This window comes from Acinetobacter sp. ANC 4973 (genome assembly GCF_002135275.1).
Lineage (GTDB): Bacteria > Pseudomonadota > Gammaproteobacteria > Pseudomonadales > Moraxellaceae > Acinetobacter > Acinetobacter kyonggiensis.
Map to the genome: position 1 here is coordinate 147,749 of NZ_NEGM01000007.1, position 19,381 is coordinate 167,129.

The following is a 19,381-nucleotide window of genomic DNA, read 5'->3' on the forward strand; positions in this document are numbered from 1 at the left end:
CATTGCTCAATATAACTAAAACAAAATTATATACTTATGAGTTAATTTACATGAAATTTAACTGCATTATAATTTATTTTCAATAAAAGCATAAAAAAATGAGGTTTTCTTTCTCCTGTCACAATGTAAGATGAGAATTCAACTTATAGATTAGCTTGATTTTTTTTAATGAAATAGGACGGATAAAGTGCCGAAAGTTGTTTATTTTTCAGAAAAATTCGGTATCATCCGCCCTCTAGTTATGACAAACAAATTTAAGTCTAACTAGATTCTATAAAGCACCGAGTCAAAGGACCACAAGTCACCCGACTTATTTCTTTCAACCCATATCAGAGATGGTAATTCGATATGAGCGTTTCTTCTGTAAATCCTGCCCCTAATTCTACTAACGAATACTATTTGACTCGCCAAAGCCAAATGGAATCCAATGTTCGTAGCTATCCACGTAAATTACCGTTAGCGATAGCAAAAGCTTTAGGCTGCTGGGTTACTGATGTTGAAGGTACAGAGTACCTCGATTGTTTGGCTGGGGCAGGGACTTTGGCTTTAGGCCATAACCATCCTGCGGTTATTCAAAGTATTCAAGATACTTTAACGAGTGGTCTCCCATTACATACTTTAGATTTAACAACGCCTTTAAAAGATGCATTCACTGAAGCATTACTTGAACAATTACCTGGTGGTAAAAAAGAGTATTGTTTACAGTTCTGTGGCCCATCTGGTGCAGATGGTACAGAAGCAGCAATTAAATTGGCGAAGACCTATACAGGTCGTAGTTCCGTGATTAGCTTCTCAGGCGGCTATCACGGAATGACGCATGGCGCTTTAGCCATGACAGGTAACTTATCTGCGAAAAATTCGGTAAATGGCTTAATGCCAGGCGTACAGTTTATGCCATATCCGCATGAATACCGTTGCCCACTGGGTCTTGGCGGTGAAGCAGGTGTAGATGCCTTAACTTACTTCTTTGAAAACTTTATTGAAGACGTAGAAAGTGGTGTAACTAAACCTGCAGCCGTGATTCTTGAAGCTATTCAAGGTGAAGGTGGTGTAGTTACAGCACCAACCAAATGGTTGAAAAAGATCCGTGAAGTCACTGAAAAACATAATATTGTGTTGATTCTTGATGAGGTTCAAGCAGGTTTTGCCCGTTCAGGTAAAATGTTTGCTTTTGAACACGCAGGCATTGAACCTGATGTTGTGGTGATGTCAAAAGCAGTAGGTGGTAGCTTACCGCTTGCAGTTCTTGGTATTAAGCGCAAATTTGACGCTTGGCAACCTGCGGGTCACACAGGAACTTTCCGTGGTAACCAATTGGCGATGGGTACTGGTCTTGCAACAATCAACACCATTAAAGAGCAAAATCTTGCGCAAAATGCACAAGAACGTGGTGATTTTTTACAAGCTGAATTTAAAAAATTAGCTGTAGAATTCCCATGTATCGGTAACGTACGTGGCCGTGGCTTGATGTTGGGTGTTGAGATTGTAGACGAACGTCAAACAGCAGATCACATGGGTTCATTACCAGGTGATTCTCAATTGGCAGCTGCTATCCAGACCGCTTGTTTCGATAACAAATTGTTGTTAGAGAAAGGCGGTCGTAACGGTACTGTAATTCGTTTACTTTGCCCATTGATTATTACGCATGAAGAATGTGTAGAAGTTATGGTTCGCTTTAAGAAAGCCATTGCTGAAGCACTAGTTGCTGTACGAGGCGCATAATGGTTGATTTTGCAGAACATCGTAAAGCATTACTCTGCAATGATGCTCAATCCATTGCTGACTACGAGTCAGCAATGGGTGAGGCGACTAAAGCAGTCGCAGCATGGTTGCACAATGACAAAATGTACACAGGCGGTAGCATTAAAGAGCTACGCAGTGCAATTGCGTTTAACCCTTCAAAAGAAGGTTTAGGTGTACACAAGTCGCTTGAACGTATGGTGGAGCTTTTCCTCAATAAAAGCTTGAAAGTACATCATCCGCACTCACTTGCACATTTGCATTGCCCAACGATGGTTACTAGCCAAATTGCGGAAGTGCTCATCAATGCAACCAACCAATCGATGGATTCATGGGATCAAAGCCCAGCGGGTTCATTGATGGAAGTTCAATTGATTGATTGGCTTCGTCAAAAGGTTGGTTATGGTGCGGGTCAAGCAGGTGTGTTCACTTCTGGCGGTACACAGTCTAATTTGATGGGTGTATTGCTGGCACGTGACTGGTGCATTGCGAAAAACTGGAAAGACGAAAACGGCAAGCCGTGGTCTGTTCAGCGTGATGGTATCCCTGCGGATGCAATGCGTAACGTCAAAGTTATTTGTTCTGAAAATGCACATTTCTCTGTGCAAAAGAACATGGCAATGATGGGTATGGGTTTCCAATCGGTTGTGACTGTCCCTGTGAATGAAAATGCACAGATGGATATGGATGCCTTGGAAAAAACCATGGCTGATCTTCAAGCAGCGGGTAAAATCGTGGCATGTGTGGTTGCGACGGCAGGTACAACCGATGCTGGCGCGATTGATCCATTGAAGAAAGTACGTGAAATCACCAACAAATATGGCGCGTGGATGCATATTGATGCGGCATGGGGCGGTGCACTCATTCTTTCGAATGACTACCGTGACATGTTAGATGGTATCGAATTGTCTGATTCAGTGACTCTTGATTTCCATAAGCATTATTTCCAAACCATTTCTTGTGGTGCGTTCTTGTTGAAAGACGAAGCGAACTACCGTTTCATGCATTATGAAGCTGAGTACTTAAACTCGGCTTATGATGAAGAACACGGTGTGCCAAATTTAGTGTCGAAATCACTACAAACGACGCGTCGTTTCGATGCGTTGAAATTGTGGATGACCGTTGAATCATTGGGCGAAGAGCTTTATGGTTCAATGATCGACCATGGTGTGGTTCTAACGCGTCAAGTTGCTGATTATATCAATGCAACGGATGGTTTAGAGATGTTGATTGATCCACAATTTGCTTCTGTATTGTTCCGTGTGATTCCTGAGGGTTATCCAACAGAATTGCTTGATACATTGAATCAAAACGTCGCAGATGAATTGTTTGCGCGCGGAGAAGCGAATATTGGTGTCACTAAAGTCGGTCAAGTTCAATCCTTGAAAATGACCACTTTAAGTCCAGTAGCGACTTTAGATAACGTGAAGAATTTGCTTAACCTTGTGTTAGTAGAAGCAGATCGTATCAAAGGGCCAATTCAAGCTGGTACTTATGTGACAGCAATTGACTAAGCGCATGTAAGCATTTTAAGTTAAAAGAAAAGCCAGTTTTATAACTGGCTTTTTTGTATAAGTTAGGGGGAAAAGCATAAAAACATCTCTTTCTACGCTTTGATCATTGCAATAGCATTCTCTAAAGTAAGCTGTTGATCATAAAATTTGTATATAAAAACCCTTATTCATATGATTATTCATTAATTTAAAAGTGTTAAATCAATCAATTTTACATGATCAGTGGATGATAATATTGCTTTTTTAAATTGCTTTAATGGATGGGTTTTTGCGCTTAAGTCATTACTTTTATTCTGTATTAACTTGATTAAAAACAAGGTTAGTCACACTGCTAAAAATTTATAATGAGCAAAAATGAGGTTATAAATATTGCAGCATACATATTTTCCAATGTTGAGCGAATTTATAGATATGTATTTAAAAACGGTAGGCTGGTGACTTTTTTAATTTTAAAATTAAGCTGCCCAGATTGGGCTGAAGCCAATTTTTCCAAGTAATTTTCGATACATATTCGGGTGGTGATCTGTCAGAAAATATGCTTTTATAGATTAATTTATAGTCAAATATTCGGTGTGGTTTACAGTAAATAGGTGCAAATAATCATGTTCGCCAAGTCATCATAGCTAATATTGCATTGATCATGAGCTGTATAAAACATTGTAGAATGATCTTTTGTCATAAACATCCTCTTTGAATCTGTCTCTAAATTTTTAAGTCAAAACAAAGTTTTATGTATTTTTATAAAGTGCGTGAATATGCTGAGTAGCTGCATAAATTTACTTAAAATATACAGATCATTAAAGTGTCATAAAGCTGTAACTTCATTGTCATATTTTAAACTCAAAATGCAGAGATCGAAAAAGTACAAAACTTTATAAAAAAGTAGCGTACTTCAAAATTGCATCTAATGAAGAGAGAAAAGAATGCGCTTAAATCACCTCGCACTTGCTTTAGCAGTTTCAGGAGCAGTTGTAGCAACAACAGCAAATGCAGCTCGTGACACAATCCAAATCGCTGGTTCTTCAACTGTTTTGCCATACTCAAGTATTGTTGCAGAAGAGTTTGGTAATACTTTCCCACAATTTAAGACACCTGTTGTTGGTTCTGGTGGTACATCTGGTGGTTTAAAGCAATTCTGTCAAGGCGTAGGTGATAACACGATCGACATCGCTAATGCATCTCGTAAAATTAAAGATACTGAATTAGCGGCATGTAAAAAAGCTGGTGTGAACCAAATTATTGAAGTAAAAGTCGGTTATGACGGTATTGTGTTTGCATCTAACTCAAAAAAAGCCGCTTATAAACTTCGTCCACAACATGTATTTGCAGCACTTGCAGCACAATTACCATCAAATGGTAAGTTAGTTGCAAACCCATACACGCATTGGAATCAAATTGACAAATCACTTCCGAATGAACCAATTACATTGGTTATTCCAGCTTCTAACCATGGTACGCGTGAAGTGTTCCAAGAAAAAATGGTTGAAGCAGGTTGTGAATCTTATACATATTTCAAGAATTTAGACAAAGATGCACAGAAGAAAGCATGTTCTACTTTCCGTAAAGATGGCAAAGTGATTGAGATTTCAGGTGACTATACTGAAACATTAGCACGTTTAAAGACTTCTCCAAGTGCAGTTGGTGTATTTGGCTTAGGTTTTTATGATCAAAACCGTGACAAATTACGTGTAGCGACAGTAAACAATGTTGTACCATCAGAAAAAACAATTCTAAATGGTTCTTACCCTGTATCACGTCCATTGTTCTTTTATGTGAAAGGTGAACACCTTAAATCAATCAAAGGTTTACAGCAGTACTCTGAGTACTTCTTAAACAAAAAAGTTTCAGGTAAAGGTTCTAAATTAGAAAAAGCGGGTCTTATTTCAATGTCTGATAAAGAACGTGCAAAAGTTCTTGCAGATTTTAAAGCAGGCAAAGCTGTTAAGTAATTAGGATGAATAAGCTGGTGCTAGGAGAGTTCTTAGCATCGGCTTTTTTGCAAAAATAAGGTTTTTTCAAAGCATGAAAATTGAAAAAATGCCGGAGAATACATGAATCTGCTACTCATAGGTGTGTTATTGGCATTGGTTGCCGTAGCCTATCAAATCGGGTTATCTAAAAGCCGTAACCTAGCAGGTAAGGGAAATAACTCTGCGAAGTTGCACTCTCGTCCCGGATATTACGGTGCACTGGTTGCTTTATGGTGTGGTATCCCTGCTTTTTTAATTTTACTTGTTTGGAATCTAGTTGAAGCCAATGTTTTACAATATTTAATTTTACAAAATGTTCCAACAAATATTACCGCAAATTTAGATGTCGCGGGTATAGATGTACTGATTGATCGTATCAAAGCAATTGCTTCTGGTTTTGGTGTGAGTGACACACCTGCAGCTTATGAAGTTGCAGCAGCAGAGCATTTGGCTAAGTTCGAAAAAGTAAGTGAATTGGCCAAGTTTGCTGTCGTCATTTGTGCTGCAATGCTCGGTTTGGTTTGGGCGAAGAAACGGGTCAGTCAAAATTATCGTGCACGTAATCAAGTAGAACGTACCATCAATGTTATTTTGATTTTATGTTCAGGGGTTGCAATTCTGACAACGATTGGCATTGTGATGTCAATGTTTAAGGAAGCGGTTCATTTTTTCAATTTTGTTTCTCCAGTTGATTTTTTCTTCGGAACAGAATGGAACCCTGGTTTTAGTACATCGGGTAATGCTGAAGGAAGTTATGGTTTATTGCCACTGATCTGGGGCACACTGATGGTCAGTGGTATAGCCTTACTGGTTGCCGTACCATTGGGTTTAATGATTGCGATTTACTTGGCGGAATATGCATCGCCAAAATTTAGATCTTGGGCAAAACCCGCCATTGAAGTATTAGCAGGTATTCCGACCATCGTTTATGGTGTATTTGCACTGATGGTGATTGGACCCGCTTTAAAATTAATTGGTGAAGTGATTGGTGTTGAAATTAATGTAACCAGTGCTTTAACAGCAGGTTTTGCAATGGGGATTATGATTATCCCATTTGTATCTTCACTTTCAGATGACATTATTACTCAAGTCCCACGTTCACTACGTGATGGTTCTTTAGGTTTAGGCGCGACAAAATCTGAAACGATTCGTCAAGTGGTACTGCCTGCCGCATTACCTGGGATTACAGGTGCATTTTTATTGGCTGTATCCCGTGCTGTCGGCGAAACCATGATTGTGGTGCTTGCGGCAGGAAATAGCCCACTACTGCATGTTAATCCTTTTGAGGCCGTATCGACAGTTACCGTAACGATTGTGAAGCAATTAACGGGTGATACAGATTTCGCAAGTCCTCAAGCCTTGGTGGCATTTGCACTCGGTTTGACCCTGTTTGTAATTACGCTGTGTCTTAATATTGTAGCACTCTATATTGTGCGTAAATATCGTGAGCAATACGAATGAGTACATCAAATACATCTCCAGCGGATCAAAATGTATTTGATCCTCGTGCAGCTGCGGAATTACGCGAAAAACGTAAAGCTAAAATTGCAAGTTCATTGTCAAAGCGTCATCGTAAAGAAAAAACATTTCGCTTTGTCGGTTTCTCTTCCGTGGTCATCGGACTTGCTTTTGTCGCTTTATTGTTTGGTAGTATTTTGTATAAAGGCCTTCCAGCATTTTGGCAAGCCAGTATGACGGTTCCTGTTTATTTTGATCCTACATTGATTGACACTGGCCCTAGACCAACTCAGAAAGTTGGCGAGTCTCCAGCACTCTACCAAGAGCGTTATGTAGAATGGCAAACTAAAATGGGGATGGTTGATTGGGATGCTTTGATTGCCAATGGTTTAATCACCAAAGATCCATCATTAGCCAATTATCGTGATGAATTGGGTAGTTTATATACCAGTTCAGAAGCTTATCGAATTCGAGATATGGTCTTTAAAGATCCATCTTTAATTGGTGAAAAAGTTGAATTGAATTTATTAGCAGATGCCAATATTGATGTCTGGTTAGCGGGGAATATTGATCGCTCATTACCAGATGATCAGCAACAATTAAGCCCAGAAATCCGTCAGCTTTCTGATGATCTTGCTGCAAAAGGAATTATTCAGCGTACATTCAATACGCAACTTTTTACCAATCCAGATTCGCGCAGTTCACCTGCAACAGCAGGTTTGGCGGGTGCATTCATGGGCTCATTGTTCATGATGCTAATCGTGATTTTTATCTCGATTCCATTGGGAGTGGCAAGTGCGATTTATCTAGAAGAATTTGCACCTAAAAATTTCATTACCGATATTATTGAAGTGAATATCAATAACCTTGCGGCTGTACCATCCATCGTCTTTGGTTTGTTGGGGGCTGCAATCTTTATTGGTTGGATGCATTTACCTATTTCTGCACCGTTGGTGGGTGGCTTGGTTTTAAGTCTAATGACACTGCCAACCGTGATTATTACGACTCGAGCTTCGTTAAAAGCAGTGCCGCCATCTATCCGCCAAGCAGCTTTGGGAATTGGTGCATCACGGATCCAAACAGTTTTCCACCATGTTTTACCTTTGGCTTTGCCTGGAATCATGACGGGTTCTATTATTGGTGTCGCACATGCTTTAGGTGAAACCGCACCATTGTTATTGATTGGGATGAGTGCATTTGTTGCCAATATTCCCGTATCACCTTTAGATCAATCAACGGCTTTACCCGTCCAAGTTTATTTGTGGCAGGGCAATGAATTACGTAACTTCTTTGAAGGACGTACTGCTGCTGCGATTATTGTCTTACTGGCGCTAATGGTAGGTTTAAATAGCCTTGCGATTTGGTTACGTAAGAAATTTGAAGTGCGCTGGTAGAGAGGGCAATATATGAATACTGTAACTGCATCAAAAACAAATTCCTTAGAACAGGACGAATCAGTGAATCAAGAACAGAAACAATTTATCTCTCCCGAAGTGGATAAAAAACGTCAAGGGACTTCATTTGTTTCTCAATTTGATACCCAAACTTCGGCAAAAAAAGACGCAAAAACGGCTAATGTGAAAATTAGTACTTCAGATGTACATGTATATTATGGCGAAGCAGAAGCAATCAAAGGGATTGACCTAAATATTTATGAAAATGAAGTGATTGCTTTTATTGGCCCATCAGGTTGTGGTAAATCGACTTTTTTACGTACTTTAAACCGTATGAATGACACGATTGACTCGTGTCGTATAACCGGTAAAGTGATGTTAGATAATCAAAATATTTATGATCCAAACCTTGATGTAGTTTTACTGCGTGCACAAGTGGGGATGGTATTCCAAAAGCCAAACCCATTTCCGAAGTCCATTTTTGACAATGTCGCTTATGGTCCAAAACTTCACGGTCTAGCACGTGATAAATATGACCTTGAGGAAATTGTTGAAAACAGTTTGCATAAAGCGGGTCTTTGGAATGAAGTGAAAGATCGTTTAAATCAGCCAGGTACAGGTTTGTCTGGTGGTCAGCAGCAGCGTTTATGTATTGCACGTACCATTGCGGTGAGTCCAGAAGTGATTCTAATGGATGAGCCATGTTCTGCGCTTGATCCAATTGCAACGGCAAAAATTGAAGAGCTGATTTCAGATCTTTCTACACAATACACCATTGCAATTGTGACTCACTCAATGCAACAAGCAGCGCGTGTTTCTGACCGTACTGCTTACTTCCATTTAGGTGATTTAATTGAAGTAAATGCAACTGAAAAAGTCTTTACCCAGCCAGATCATCAATTAACAGAAGCGTATATTACAGGTCGTTTTGGTTAAGACTTGGTTTCGTTAAAAAAAGAGCCTTATGGCTCTTTTTTTATGTCATAAGATTAGAAAATATTGATGAAAATCGTAAAGATGAATTTTAAAATTAAGAACCAAACTAAAGCTAAAGTGATGGCATTGTAGTGCTTACTTATTTTAATGGTAACTAAGATAATTAAGCCATAACAGATTAAAAAAATTAAGCTATCAATATAGTGTCCAGTTACTTTGGCTGTCATCAATCCATAAGGAATGAGCAATAACAGATAAATACTAAAAAGGGGCATCCAAATAGGGAGGATTTTAATCGCTTGTTGCCAGTGTTTTTGCTGAATTAGTTTAAAAGCATATTTGAGTGTACTTATACGGTTATCTTGAATGCTAAGTGAGAAAATTATTGCTATGCCGTAAATTAAGGTCATATAAAATAATAAAGATTGAACATTAACGAACCATAGACTTTGATAGGTCCAGAGAATAATAGGCAATAATAAGGTGGAAATGAACCAGTATAAATTGCTCGATTTTAAATGTAATTTATACGCGCTACTTTGCCAAACACCTAAACTGATATAGATCGCGAAAATAATAAATAAGCCAAGTAGAGGGTTTGAATTTAATGAAATGAGGCCAGCATCTGAATCGATCAAGGATAAAAGTTGCTTCCCAAGGTGTAGCATATTGCCCACAATAAAGGTATTTATGACCAAATATAATAAAATACAGTGCAGTAATGAGCCTTGCCATTCAGATTGTGAACGATTGAATTGTAGATAATTGATTAAGAAAATACTGGCAATCATCCAACTATGTAAAATATAGAGGCTCCATTGCAAAAGTGGAGATGAAAAAAAGTCTGAAAATCTAGAATCACCGTAAATGATGCCAATACTAATGAGGGTGGTGCTTACTAGAATGCTGATCCAAGCTAATACAGGTGCAGTGATTAAGCGTGTCCACGTCATTTGCCAAGCACTAAGGGAAGACATCCTCAATTGATCCCAAACATGCGATTTAATATCGCTGCTGATACTACGTTTGATTAAAATAATGAGCACAAAATTTGAAATAATATAAGCAATATTTCCGACGATAAATAAGTAATTAAAAAACTGACTCGGATTGGTTCTAAAATTATTAGAGTTATATCCCCAGAAAATAAAAAAAGCATAAAGTGTCATGACGCCAAAGATTAAGGCGGGGCTAAAATTGAGCCATAAAAGGCGTTGATGTTCAGCATTAATTCTAATTTTAGGGACTTTTATCGGTGGTTGATTCATTTTATTGTTCTCCCTGAAATAAACTATTGCGGTAACTTTGTAATAAAGATTCTTTCAGTGGTTCTAGTCCAATTAAAGGCAACTGTTGTTGTACTAAATAACGTATAAGCTCAACTCTACATTGCGCCTGACTAGAAATAGTGGCCGTCACTTGAAGTTGATTAAATTGTAAGTTTTGGATATGAGGTGCTTGTTCAATCAGTATTTTAGCTTCAGGGCTAATTTCTGAAAAACGTAAAAGAATGGGAAGCGTTGCATCAAGGATTGAATGATGCATGATTTGTTCATAAGACTCTAAAGTCTTATGCTGCTTAATTTGCCCCTCTTGAATTACCAGCATATGCGTACAATATTCATCAAGTTCAGATAAAATATGACTGGAAATTAAGAGCGTCATGCCTTCATCACGAAGTTGCTTGAAGAGTTGTGAAAGCTCATAACGTGCTTCTGGGTCTAAGCCACTGGCAGGTTCATCTAAAATTAATAATTTGGGACGATGAATAATCACTTGCCCGATTCCAACACGTTGTTTTTGTCCCCGCGATAAATGTGCGACTTTATCATTTAATTTATCGGTTAAATTTAACAACTTCGCAGTAGAAATAAGGGTGTCTTTTAATTGCTCATCTTGAATGCCTCGAGCCGATGCAGCATATGTCCAACATTGTAGAACAGTTAAATTTTCAGAAAGTCCAAAAATATCAGGTAAATAACCAATTTTAGTATAACTTTGTCTCGGGTTATCTAAAATGCGCTGATTGTCGAGTAAAACAGAACCTTGTTGTGGGATTTCCAAGCCTGAAATACACCGCATTAATGTTGATTTTCCAGCCCCATTAGGTCCAATTAAACCTGTAATAGTGTTACTGTCTAGCTGAAGGTTTATGTCATATAAAACTTGTTTATTTTCATAATAAAACTGTAAATTTTGAATATTGATCATTCAATGACTCATTAGATTTGTTTAGGACGTTTTTAATTTTTATCATCATAATAGATTTACTTTTTTATTTCATGCCTTGTTGAGGGGGGAAGAAATCTATTAATTAGAGTAAAGGATGCAATCTGCTGAGGTCTTAGTGATCCTAAAGTATGGCTGAGAAAATTTTGCTTGAAGAAAATACAGTTGAGCTATTGAATTTTGCCTTAAAAGACCACATCTTAAGAACATAAATATGAATATATGAGTTTGATACCTTTATGTTATTCCACACCCCGAAATTACCTGCTGAAATTCGAATCAGTCATTTAAATGCGCGTGTAAATGAACAACGTAAAAAAATTGCGCAAACCACAGCGTCTAAATTTGAACTATTACAACTTACTCAACAGCTTTCAAAAGAAGCACGCTTACGTAAAAAGAATAATCAAAAAGTTTATGTACTTGATTTTAAGGGCGATACAGCGGCATCTGCTGTAGAAAGTTTACGTGAAGAAATTACCTTAATTTTAGCAACTGCAAAAGTGGGACGTGATCGAGTGGTACTTCGCTTGGAAAGTCCAGGTGGTATGGTGCATGGTTATGGTTTAGCGGCTGCACAACTGGTACGTTTACGTGATGCTGGGTTTAACTTAACCATTTGTGTGGATAAAGTTGCAGCCAGCGGTGGTTATATGATGGCATGTATTGCTAACGAAATTGTTTCTGCGCCATTTGCTGTGGTGGGCTCAATTGGTGTGGTTGCTCAAGTACCGAACTTTAATCGTTTGTTGAAAGAACATCATGTCGATTTCGAACTATATACCGCAGGTCAATTTAAACGTACGGTAACGATGTTTGGTGAAAATACGGCTGAAGGTAAAGCAAAATTTGAAGAAGAATTACAGCAAACGCATGAACTATTTAAGCACTTTGTTGAAAAATATCGCCCACAATTGAATGTTGAAAAAGTGGCTACAGGTGAGCATTGGTATGGTAAAGATGCACTTGAGTTAAACTTGGTGGATAAGCTACAAACTTCAGATGAATATTTGCTGAGTCTATTGGCACAACACGATGTTTATGTGATTGATACACGTCGTAAGCCAACTTTGGGTGAGAAGTTAGGCTTACAAGCAGCACAAATTGCAGATGGTTTAGTGCCTGCGGTTATGAATAAAATCATGGAAACTTTAGCAAATAGCAATTCAAGCTTAGTCCAAATGCGTGATCCGAAACTTTAATTCATTTAAGCTTTAGATTGCATTAAGCCAGTGGTCAAACCCTCCACTGGCTTTTTTATTTTATGCTGTACCTTGTTTATCTTTGATTAGAATAACTGCGCCAGAAATAATCGCGCCAATGGTTGCCAGCAACATATCTTGATGAGCATCCCAGATATCTCCTTGTTGTCCATTATAGTTTTCCGCATCTTCAGGAGATAAACCCATCGCAATCCACCATTCAATCCATTCATAGATGAGGCTGCTTGCCATGACAAATTGAATAATCAGTAGAAATAAAACCCATGGTTTTAGGCTGGGAAGCCAGACTTGAAATAAGCGATAGAAAAAAGGATACAGTAATACGCCATAAGCAATATGAACTAAACGATCGTACATATTACGTGACCAGCCCATAAATTGGTTTAAATCAAAATTGAATACTTCTTTAATCCATTCATTGTAAGGCACATAAGAATATAAATAGTGTGCACCCAGAATGTGAATCAGTAAAAAGCCAAGGTATAAAGTAAAGCTGTAAAAGCTTAGTCCAATTTTTTTAAAACAAATGAACAGGGCAATCAGCATCAATACTGTACCAATCTGATGCAGTATATAAGAGGATAATTCGAGCGGTTGAATACTTGCAATAATAATCGCAATGGCTAAAAAACCTAAAAGAAGCCAGTGTTTTAAGCTGAATTGGTATTCAATCATCTTGTTATTTTCGACTATAAAGTATTGGAATTATAATGAAAAAGCGAAGCCGAAGCTTCGCTTTTTGGTACTAAAATTTAATTAGATTTTAGCAATTAAATCTTTAATTTGTTTGGCTTGTTCAGCAGCATTACCTGTATAGGTGGCAGGCGTCATTTCCGCTAAACGTGCACGATCCGCAGCAGGAACAACTGCAAGCTCATGACCATTAACGAAGTCCACCATCATTTCACGCGTCATGGCTTGACCACGAGTAAGGGCTTTTAATTTTTCGTATGGTTTTTCTACATTGTAACGACGCATAACGGTTTGAATTGGTTCAGCCAAGACTTCTTGAGCATGGTCTAAATCTTCAGCAATACGCGCAGCATTTAGCTCTAATTTACCAATACCTTTTAAGCACGCATCAAATGCAATTAAGCTTTGTGCAAAACCAACACCCATGTTACGAAGCACTGTAGAGTCAGTTAAGTCGCGCTGCCAGCGAGAAATAGGCAGTTTTTCACCCAAGTGAGCCAATACTGCATTGGCTAGGCCTAAGTTACCTTCAGAGTTTTCAAAGTCAATTGGATTGACTTTATGCGGCATTGTTGAAGAACCAACTTCACCTTCTTTTAAACGTTGTTTGAAGAAACCTAAAGAGATATAACCCCAAACGTCACGGTTAAAGTCGATTAAAATAGTGTTGAAGCGACGTAACGCATCAAAAAGTTCCGCCATGTAATCATGTGGTTCAATTTGCGTGGTGTACGGGTTAAATGCTAAACCTAAAGATTCAACAAATGCTTGTGAATGCGCAGGCCAGTTAATGTCTGGGTAAGCTGAATAATGCGCATTGTAGTTACCTACAGCCCCATTGATTTTACCCAAAAGTTCAACATTGTTAAATTGCTTGATCTGGCGAGCAAGGCGGTAAGCCACGTTTGCCATTTCTTTACCCAAAGTGGTTGGGCTTGCTGTTTGACCATGTGTACGAGACAACATAGATTGTTCAGCATGTGTTTCAGCCAAAGTCGCAATTGCATCGATAATGCTTTGCATAGAAGCAACAAGAACATCACGACCATTTTTTAACATAAGGGCGTGAGACAAGTTATTGATATCTTCAGAAGTACATGCAAAATGAATAAATTCACCAGCATCTTTTAATTCATCAATATGCGCAATTTTTTCTTTTAGGAAATATTCAACCGCTTTTACGTCGTGGTTGGTGGTACGTTCAATCTCTTTAATGCGGTTTGCATCGTCTTCAGAGAAATCAGTCACGATAGCATCTAAAGCAGCATTGGTTGCTGCTGAGAAAGCTGGAACTTCAGTGATTTCAGGACGGTTTGCAAGCGCTTGTAACCAACGCACTTCAACAGTCACACGAGCATGGATTAAACCAAACTCAGAGAGGAAAGGACGGAGAGCATCACATTTGCTCGCGTAGCGTCCATCTAATGGAGAAAGTGCGGTTAAAGCGTTCATATAGATTCCTTGGATTTTGGAATTAAACCGAAACGAAAGCACGTCACAGATCAGATTTAAACCACCTGATACTGTAAACGAGCAAGATCTTGAATATCTTGGAGCAGCTTACGCTTACTGAAAATCATGCCCCATGAACTGCCACCCAACTGACGCCATAAATGTGCCATTTGTAAGCCAGTAAAGAGGGAAGCGCGAATACGATTGGTGTGAGAAGCGTCTTTGAAGGCTTCTGCATTGCCTTTCACCATAATGCGTGGATTAATTTGTCCCGCAGTTTCAATATAGGTCTGGGCAAGGTTGGCAATAATGCTGGGATGCAGATAATTATTGTCAAAGAAAGACAGTTGTTTCAGAATTTTCTGTTGAGACTGTTCAATAATCTCGACAAATTTAGGATTGCCATAGACTTTTTTTTCTAACTGCAATAGTGCCATAGCATAGCTCATTGGCAATTTAGTGTTAGGGAGTTTAGGTAAACGCGACTTAGGAGACGTATTAAATGGTTGTGTAATACTATTTTCTAGCGTTTTTAAGCCTAAAGAAAGATCGGCAAGTTGATTAAAAAAATACAGTGTTTGACAGGATTCATTGGCACTTGGGCGGATATTTAGGCTGGCTTTGATGAGTTTTTCTAAGTAGAAATTACCACTTTCACCCATACTTTGCTGCCCCGACATGGCAGTCATATGCGTCAGCTGTGTCGCTTGAAACACAGCTGCTAATGCCAAAGCTCTATTTTGGCGAACATTCAAAGTTTGAGGCTGTTGAAAGGGTAACTCAGCCATGCCTATCGCTTCCTTTTAAATAAAATCAGGTTTTGGCGCATTGGTATGATGAATCACACCGCCACCTAAACAAACTTCATCTGCGTAGAACACTACACTTTGTCCTGGAGTCACCGCACGTTGCGGTTCATCAAATTCAACCCGTACACCGTTTGGTGAATGAGGATCTTTAAATAAGACACAGGCTTGATCAGGTTGGCGATAACGCGTTTTAGCCGTACAACGGAAACCTGTTTCAGGAATCTCTTGTTCGCCAGCCACCCAGTCAATTACTTCACTCCAAAGTATTGTACTTTGCATGAGTGGATGTTCATGACCTTGACCAATCACGAGGCGGTTGTTTTCAATATCTTTATAAAGAACAAACCATGCACCTTCAGATTCGCCTTTTAAGCCCCCTAAACCGATGCCACCACGTTGACCGAGCGTATAGTACATTAAGCCGTGATGTTCACCAACCTCTTTACCCGTATCTAGTAGAATTTTTCCAGCTTGTGCAGGTAAGTATTGTTTTAAAAAGTCATTAAAGCGACGTTCACCAATAAAACAAATGCCCGTTGAGTCTTTTTTCTTGGCGGTGGCTAAACCCAGTTCTTCTGCAATTTTGCGAACTTCAGGTTTTTCAATTTCACCGACAGGGAACAATGTTTTATTAATTTCACGACCATGTACCGCATGTAAGAAATAGGTTTGGTCTTTATTGTTGTCTACACCACGTAATAAAGGTGCATATTCATCACCTTTAGAATTGGTTTGGGTTTCACCACGACGGCAATAATGACCTGTAGCAATGAAGTCTGCACCCAGATTCACTGCATGATCTAGAAATGCGCGGAACTTGATTTCTTTATTACATAAAATGTCAGGGTTTGGGGTGCGACCCGCAGCATATTCAGCCAAGAAGTGCTCAAATACACGATCCCAATATTCCATTGCAAAGTTAGCAGTATGGAGCTTGATGCCAATCTTGTCACAAACAGCTTGTGCATCGGCAAGATCTTCCATTGCAGTACAATATTCCGTGCCATCATCTTCTTCCCAGTTTTTCATGAAAAGTCCTTCAACTTGATATCCTTGTTGAAGAAGAAGTGCTGCAGAAACAGAAGAATCTACACCACCAGACATACCGACGATGACACGTTGTTGCATAGGATTAGGCATCCAAATTTGAAATTAAAGGAGAGTTTTGGTGCTCATAAACGAGCGATAAAGGATATTTCTGACCAGATAAAGCATCTTTTACGGCTTTAGTCACTAAGGGACTACGTGCGCGTGCAGACTCAACAAGTTCATCTAAAGTCATCCATACCGCACCAACTATATCTGTATCGAGTTTAGCTTCAGGATGATGTTTAACATCACGCGCTAAGAAGCAAAAACGGTAATAGGTGCGGTCGGGAAACATTGGCGGTGTATAGGTGTATATACCGAGCAATGATTCAATTTCGATTTCATAGCCAGTTTCTTCCATGGTCTCGCGAATAGCCGCTTGGATAATGGTTTCGCCACATTCAACATGACCCGCAGGCTGATTGAATACAGTATGCGTAACACCTTCAGTATGTTCTTCAACAAACAGGAATTTTCCGTCTTTTTCAACAACTGTGGCTACGGTAACGTGAGCTGTCCAAGCGGGCATAAAAAAGAACCATGGGAGTAAAGTGGTATTCTACAAAATTTAGGGCGTGGTGGCTATGTTGATTGCTTTTTTCTTTAAGCGTTTGAAATAGACGATAACTCACTATAAATATTAGCTTATCAACCATTATGAAGTAATGGTTAAATAATAGGCGTTGAACGCGACTATTCACATAAAAAGCCCAATCGCTGAGGACAGGGCTTTTTACTGCATCACAATTGATTGATTTAAAAGAAAATAAAGGAGTTATTTCGTATAAGGTGTATTATGTTAATTTTAGATTTTATTAATACTAGAGAAAATTTGATAATAGCTTTAAATGTTCTTAATGCGACAGAAACAATATAAATGCTATATTGAAAACTCATCCATTTCAGGACTGATCACATGCTCAATTTTTCTATCATGCAAGACGAAGGTATCCTTATACTCAGGCCTGATTCGCCTTTGAGTAAGGAAGATTTTGACAGCCTCAACGTTGATGTAAATACTTATCTCTCCAAGCACCCTAAACTTCATGGCGTAATGGTTCATGTAAAAGCTTTTCCTGGGTGGGAAAACTTTGGGGCATTCATTGCTCATGTGCACTTTGTTAATGAACACCACAAGCAGGTAGAACGTATTGCATTGGTGACCGATATTCATTTGCCCAGCATGGTCGAATTGTTGGCTAAGCATTTCACATCAGCCGAAATCAGGAAATTCCCCTTTACCGATGAGGTAAAGGCTCTGGAGTGGCTACAGAGCGTATGACAGATTTGGGCCGATTTTGAATGGTTCTGTCGCCTTAAGGAACGTTTGATTTATTTTTAATATTATACTTTTAATTATACAAGCACTTATAAATAATTATTCATTTAACATGAAATGTCTTACATGAAATTTAAAAAAATATAGTAAAAATGGGGGCTTAATGCTCCCATTCTTGATTTCGTATAACGTGTATTATGTTAATTTTAGCAAAACTTAACTTTTTGATGTTAAAGAATTAGATTCTTTTCTAAGTAAGAATCATTATATCTAACATAAAATCAGGTTATACAACTTTAGAAGGACTAACTAGAAAACCTATGATTGAACTAATAAAGGAATTATTCGGAAGTGAAAATTTAACTGCTTTACATGTAGCATTAATAAGTGTTTTTGTTACTGTAAGCACATTTTTTCTTACTAGCTATTTTAAAAATTTATTTGAAAATAGTCTTCATGCTCGTAAGCTCAATACACAGCATAGACTTGAAGAGCAAAAAAAAATTAAGGAAGAAATTTCAAAATATAAAATTCATTTATTAACGCTATGTGAAGATCTTGATCATAGATTTTTGAATCTTGAAAAAAACCATAGTGAAAACTGGATAATGGTTAACTCAATTTTTAACGAAAAGGAAAATTATTATTTTCATTCAACAATTTATAGATTTTTATGCCTATATTTTTGGATTAAAAAAGCCCAAAAAAATATGATTTTTTTAGATACAACGATTGCTTCTAAGAAAGACTTAGAGTTCATAATATTTTTAAAAATATTTCCAAATATAATGTGTGATTTAGACTTTATTCTTGGTCCTACTGCTAATCCAAATAGTGAAGGTGATCATTTTTTTAAAAATATTTTTGAGGCATTTCCTGACTGCATTTTAGATAATGATATGCCCAAATCTTTTGAAAAATATAATGAGGATCTACAAAATCTACAAGAGAACCTCAAAAAATTATATATTTATTTTGACGGTATTTCGCCAACAGAAAGTAGAAATCGGTGGGATAGGATTCATTTTTTACATTTGACAGTCATTCTTTTTTTAAATAATTATGGCTATGATTTTCAAAAAACTAATAAAGAACAGCTTCTAGAAATTCTACGTCATCCAAAGAGATCAATTTATCTTGAAAATTACTTAAATTATTTGAAAAAATATAAATTACATAATAATAAGGAAGTAAAAAAATTAATTAAGTTATTAAAAATAATATAAAAAATATTTTATGATATCGAATAGTAGTGAATAAGATAACTACCAATTTTATACATATTATTTTATGCGCTTTATTTTATGCGCTCTAAATAGTGATCTAACACAGAGTGTAAGCCCCAAGTAGAAATGTCCGGTTTCTCCAAAGTAAAAATGTCCGCTTTTAGAATACTCACCTAGAGATTTTCTGAGCGGGCTGTTTAATATGTTGGTGTCTATGTCGGATAAAGAACTTAAACGATTGTCAGTCTTACAAGAAGTCTGTGATCGACGCATAACGCAATCCAAAGCCTCCCAGCTCTTACAACTATCAGAAGTCAGATCCGGCGCCTAATTCAAGGATACAAAGCACAAGGTCCTGCTGCATTAGCC

16 protein-coding genes and 1 pseudogene are annotated in these 19,381 nt (G+C 38.0%); 10 read left to right on the top strand and 7 right to left on the bottom strand.

What is annotated here, in order from left to right:
- Nucleotides 1-348 precede the first annotated feature (348 nt).
- From B9T30_RS10885 to pstB, 6 genes are all read left to right on the top strand, one after another.
- On the top strand, nucleotides 349-1,722 hold the full coding sequence (locus tag B9T30_RS10885) for a diaminobutyrate--2-oxoglutarate transaminase (RefSeq protein ID WP_086184998.1): 1,374 nt from the start codon (nucleotides 349-351) through the stop codon (nucleotides 1,720-1,722).
- On the top strand, nucleotides 1,722-3,254 hold the full coding sequence (locus B9T30_RS10890; RefSeq protein WP_086184999.1) for a pyridoxal phosphate-dependent decarboxylase family protein: 1,533 nt from the start codon (nucleotides 1,722-1,724) through the stop codon (nucleotides 3,252-3,254). Before B9T30_RS10885 ends, B9T30_RS10890 begins: the two co-directional genes overlap by 1 nt.
- Nucleotides 3,255-4,177: 923 nt before the next feature.
- Nucleotides 4,178-5,203, top strand: coding sequence for a substrate-binding domain-containing protein (locus tag B9T30_RS10895; RefSeq protein WP_086185000.1), 1,026 nt, complete (start codon nucleotides 4,178-4,180; stop codon nucleotides 5,201-5,203).
- Nucleotides 5,204-5,305: 102 nt separating this feature from the next.
- On the top strand, nucleotides 5,306-6,685 hold the full coding sequence (pstC, locus tag B9T30_RS10900) for a phosphate ABC transporter permease subunit PstC (protein ID WP_086185001.1): 1,380 nt from the start codon (nucleotides 5,306-5,308) through the stop codon (nucleotides 6,683-6,685).
- Entirely contained in the window at nucleotides 6,682-8,076 is a 1,395-nt protein-coding gene (pstA, locus tag B9T30_RS10905; RefSeq protein ID WP_086185002.1) for a phosphate ABC transporter permease PstA, read from the top strand. The genes pstC and pstA overlap by 4 nt, the downstream gene beginning before the upstream one ends.
- Nucleotides 8,077-8,088: 12 nt before the next feature.
- Nucleotides 8,089-9,012 carry a phosphate ABC transporter ATP-binding protein PstB gene (pstB, locus tag B9T30_RS10910; RefSeq protein ID WP_086185003.1) on the top strand — a complete coding sequence of 308 codons (924 nt, stop codon included), beginning with the start codon at nucleotides 8,089-8,091 and terminating at the stop codon, nucleotides 9,010-9,012.
- A gap of 53 nt (nucleotides 9,013-9,065) precedes the next feature.
- Here the strand turns inward: pstB and B9T30_RS10915 are convergent, their stop codons facing one another.
- The gene (locus tag B9T30_RS10915; RefSeq protein WP_086185004.1) at nucleotides 9,066-10,280 is read right to left on the bottom strand and encodes a hypothetical protein; all 1,215 of its coding nucleotides are present in this window, start codon (nucleotides 10,278-10,280) and stop codon (nucleotides 9,066-9,068) included.
- Between the two features lies 1 nt (nucleotide 10,281).
- Complete coding sequence (locus B9T30_RS10920; RefSeq protein ID WP_086185005.1) at nucleotides 10,282-11,223, bottom strand: ABC transporter ATP-binding protein; 942 nt, start codon at nucleotides 11,221-11,223, stop codon at nucleotides 10,282-10,284.
- Between the two features lie 257 nt (nucleotides 11,224-11,480).
- Between B9T30_RS10920 and sohB the strand changes: the two genes are divergently transcribed.
- The gene (sohB, locus tag B9T30_RS10925; RefSeq protein ID WP_086185006.1) at nucleotides 11,481-12,443 is read left to right on the top strand and encodes a protease SohB; all 963 of its coding nucleotides are present in this window, start codon (nucleotides 11,481-11,483) and stop codon (nucleotides 12,441-12,443) included.
- A 60-nt stretch (nucleotides 12,444-12,503) separates the two neighbouring features.
- Here the strand turns inward: sohB and B9T30_RS10930 are convergent, their stop codons facing one another.
- The 5 genes from B9T30_RS10930 to B9T30_RS10950 form a co-directional block, all read right to left on the bottom strand.
- A complete protein-coding gene (locus B9T30_RS10930) occupies nucleotides 12,504-13,139 on the bottom strand; it encodes a DUF2238 domain-containing protein (protein ID WP_086185007.1) in 636 nt (211 codons plus the stop codon).
- An 81-nt stretch (nucleotides 13,140-13,220) separates the two neighbouring features.
- A complete protein-coding gene (gene purB, locus B9T30_RS10935; RefSeq protein WP_086185008.1) occupies nucleotides 13,221-14,609 on the bottom strand; it encodes an adenylosuccinate lyase in 1,389 nt (462 codons plus the stop codon).
- A 56-nt stretch (nucleotides 14,610-14,665) separates the two neighbouring features.
- Nucleotides 14,666-15,397 (bottom strand): high frequency lysogenization protein HflD, encoded by a 732-nt coding sequence (gene hflD, locus B9T30_RS10940; protein WP_086185009.1) that lies wholly within the window; start codon nucleotides 15,395-15,397, stop codon nucleotides 14,666-14,668.
- 15 nt (nucleotides 15,398-15,412) lie between these two features.
- Complete coding sequence (gene mnmA, locus B9T30_RS10945; RefSeq protein WP_086185021.1) at nucleotides 15,413-16,546, bottom strand: tRNA 2-thiouridine(34) synthase MnmA; 1,134 nt, start codon at nucleotides 16,544-16,546, stop codon at nucleotides 15,413-15,415.
- Between the two features lie 4 nt (nucleotides 16,547-16,550).
- Entirely contained in the window at nucleotides 16,551-17,036 is a 486-nt protein-coding gene (locus tag B9T30_RS10950; protein WP_086185010.1) for an NUDIX hydrolase, read from the bottom strand.
- A 387-nt stretch (nucleotides 17,037-17,423) separates the two neighbouring features.
- On the opposite strand from B9T30_RS10950, the gene B9T30_RS10955 reads away from it, so the two are divergent.
- From B9T30_RS10955 to B9T30_RS16355, 3 genes and pseudogenes are all read left to right on the top strand, one after another.
- Nucleotides 17,424-17,789, top strand: coding sequence for an STAS/SEC14 domain-containing protein (locus tag B9T30_RS10955; RefSeq protein ID WP_086185011.1), 366 nt, complete (start codon nucleotides 17,424-17,426; stop codon nucleotides 17,787-17,789).
- Between the two features lie 317 nt (nucleotides 17,790-18,106).
- Nucleotides 18,107-19,012, top strand: coding sequence for a hypothetical protein (locus B9T30_RS10960; protein WP_086185012.1), 906 nt, complete (start codon nucleotides 18,107-18,109; stop codon nucleotides 19,010-19,012).
- Between the two features lie 214 nt (nucleotides 19,013-19,226).
- Nucleotides 19,227-19,381 (top strand): annotated as a pseudogene (locus B9T30_RS16355) (helix-turn-helix domain-containing protein); the annotation flags it as partial.

Excerpts from the sequence above, each read along its gene's own strand:
- B9T30_RS10885 (WP_086184998.1), top strand. The coding sequence starts at position 349 with ATGAGCGTTTCTTCTGTAAATCCTGCCCCTAATTCTACTAACGAATAC.
- B9T30_RS10890 (WP_086184999.1), top strand. The coding sequence starts at position 1,722 with ATGGTTGATTTTGCAGAACATCGTAAAGCATTACTCTGCAATGATGCT.
- B9T30_RS10895 (WP_086185000.1), top strand. The coding sequence starts at position 4,178 with ATGCGCTTAAATCACCTCGCACTTGCTTTAGCAGTTTCAGGAGCAGTT.
- pstC (WP_086185001.1), top strand. The coding sequence starts at position 5,306 with ATGAATCTGCTACTCATAGGTGTGTTATTGGCATTGGTTGCCGTAGCC.
- pstA (WP_086185002.1), top strand. The coding sequence starts at position 6,682 with ATGAGTACATCAAATACATCTCCAGCGGATCAAAATGTATTTGATCCT.
- pstB (WP_086185003.1), top strand. The coding sequence starts at position 8,089 with ATGAATACTGTAACTGCATCAAAAACAAATTCCTTAGAACAGGACGAA.
- B9T30_RS10915 (WP_086185004.1), bottom strand. The coding sequence starts at position 10,280 with ATGAATCAACCACCGATAAAAGTCCCTAAAATTAGAATTAATGCTGAA.
- B9T30_RS10920 (WP_086185005.1), bottom strand. The coding sequence starts at position 11,223 with ATGATCAATATTCAAAATTTACAGTTTTATTATGAAAATAAACAAGTT.
- sohB (WP_086185006.1), top strand. The coding sequence starts at position 11,481 with ATGTTATTCCACACCCCGAAATTACCTGCTGAAATTCGAATCAGTCAT.
- B9T30_RS10930 (WP_086185007.1), bottom strand. The coding sequence starts at position 13,139 with ATGATTGAATACCAATTCAGCTTAAAACACTGGCTTCTTTTAGGTTTT.
- purB (WP_086185008.1), bottom strand. The coding sequence starts at position 14,609 with ATGAACGCTTTAACCGCACTTTCTCCATTAGATGGACGCTACGCGAGC.
- hflD (WP_086185009.1), bottom strand. The coding sequence starts at position 15,397 with ATGGCTGAGTTACCCTTTCAACAGCCTCAAACTTTGAATGTTCGCCAA.
- mnmA (WP_086185021.1), bottom strand. The coding sequence starts at position 16,546 with ATGCAACAACGTGTCATCGTCGGTATGTCTGGTGGTGTAGATTCTTCT.
- B9T30_RS10950 (WP_086185010.1), bottom strand. The coding sequence starts at position 17,036 with ATGCCCGCTTGGACAGCTCACGTTACCGTAGCCACAGTTGTTGAAAAA.
- B9T30_RS10955 (WP_086185011.1), top strand. The coding sequence starts at position 17,424 with ATGCTCAATTTTTCTATCATGCAAGACGAAGGTATCCTTATACTCAGG.
- B9T30_RS10960 (WP_086185012.1), top strand. The coding sequence starts at position 18,107 with ATGATTGAACTAATAAAGGAATTATTCGGAAGTGAAAATTTAACTGCT.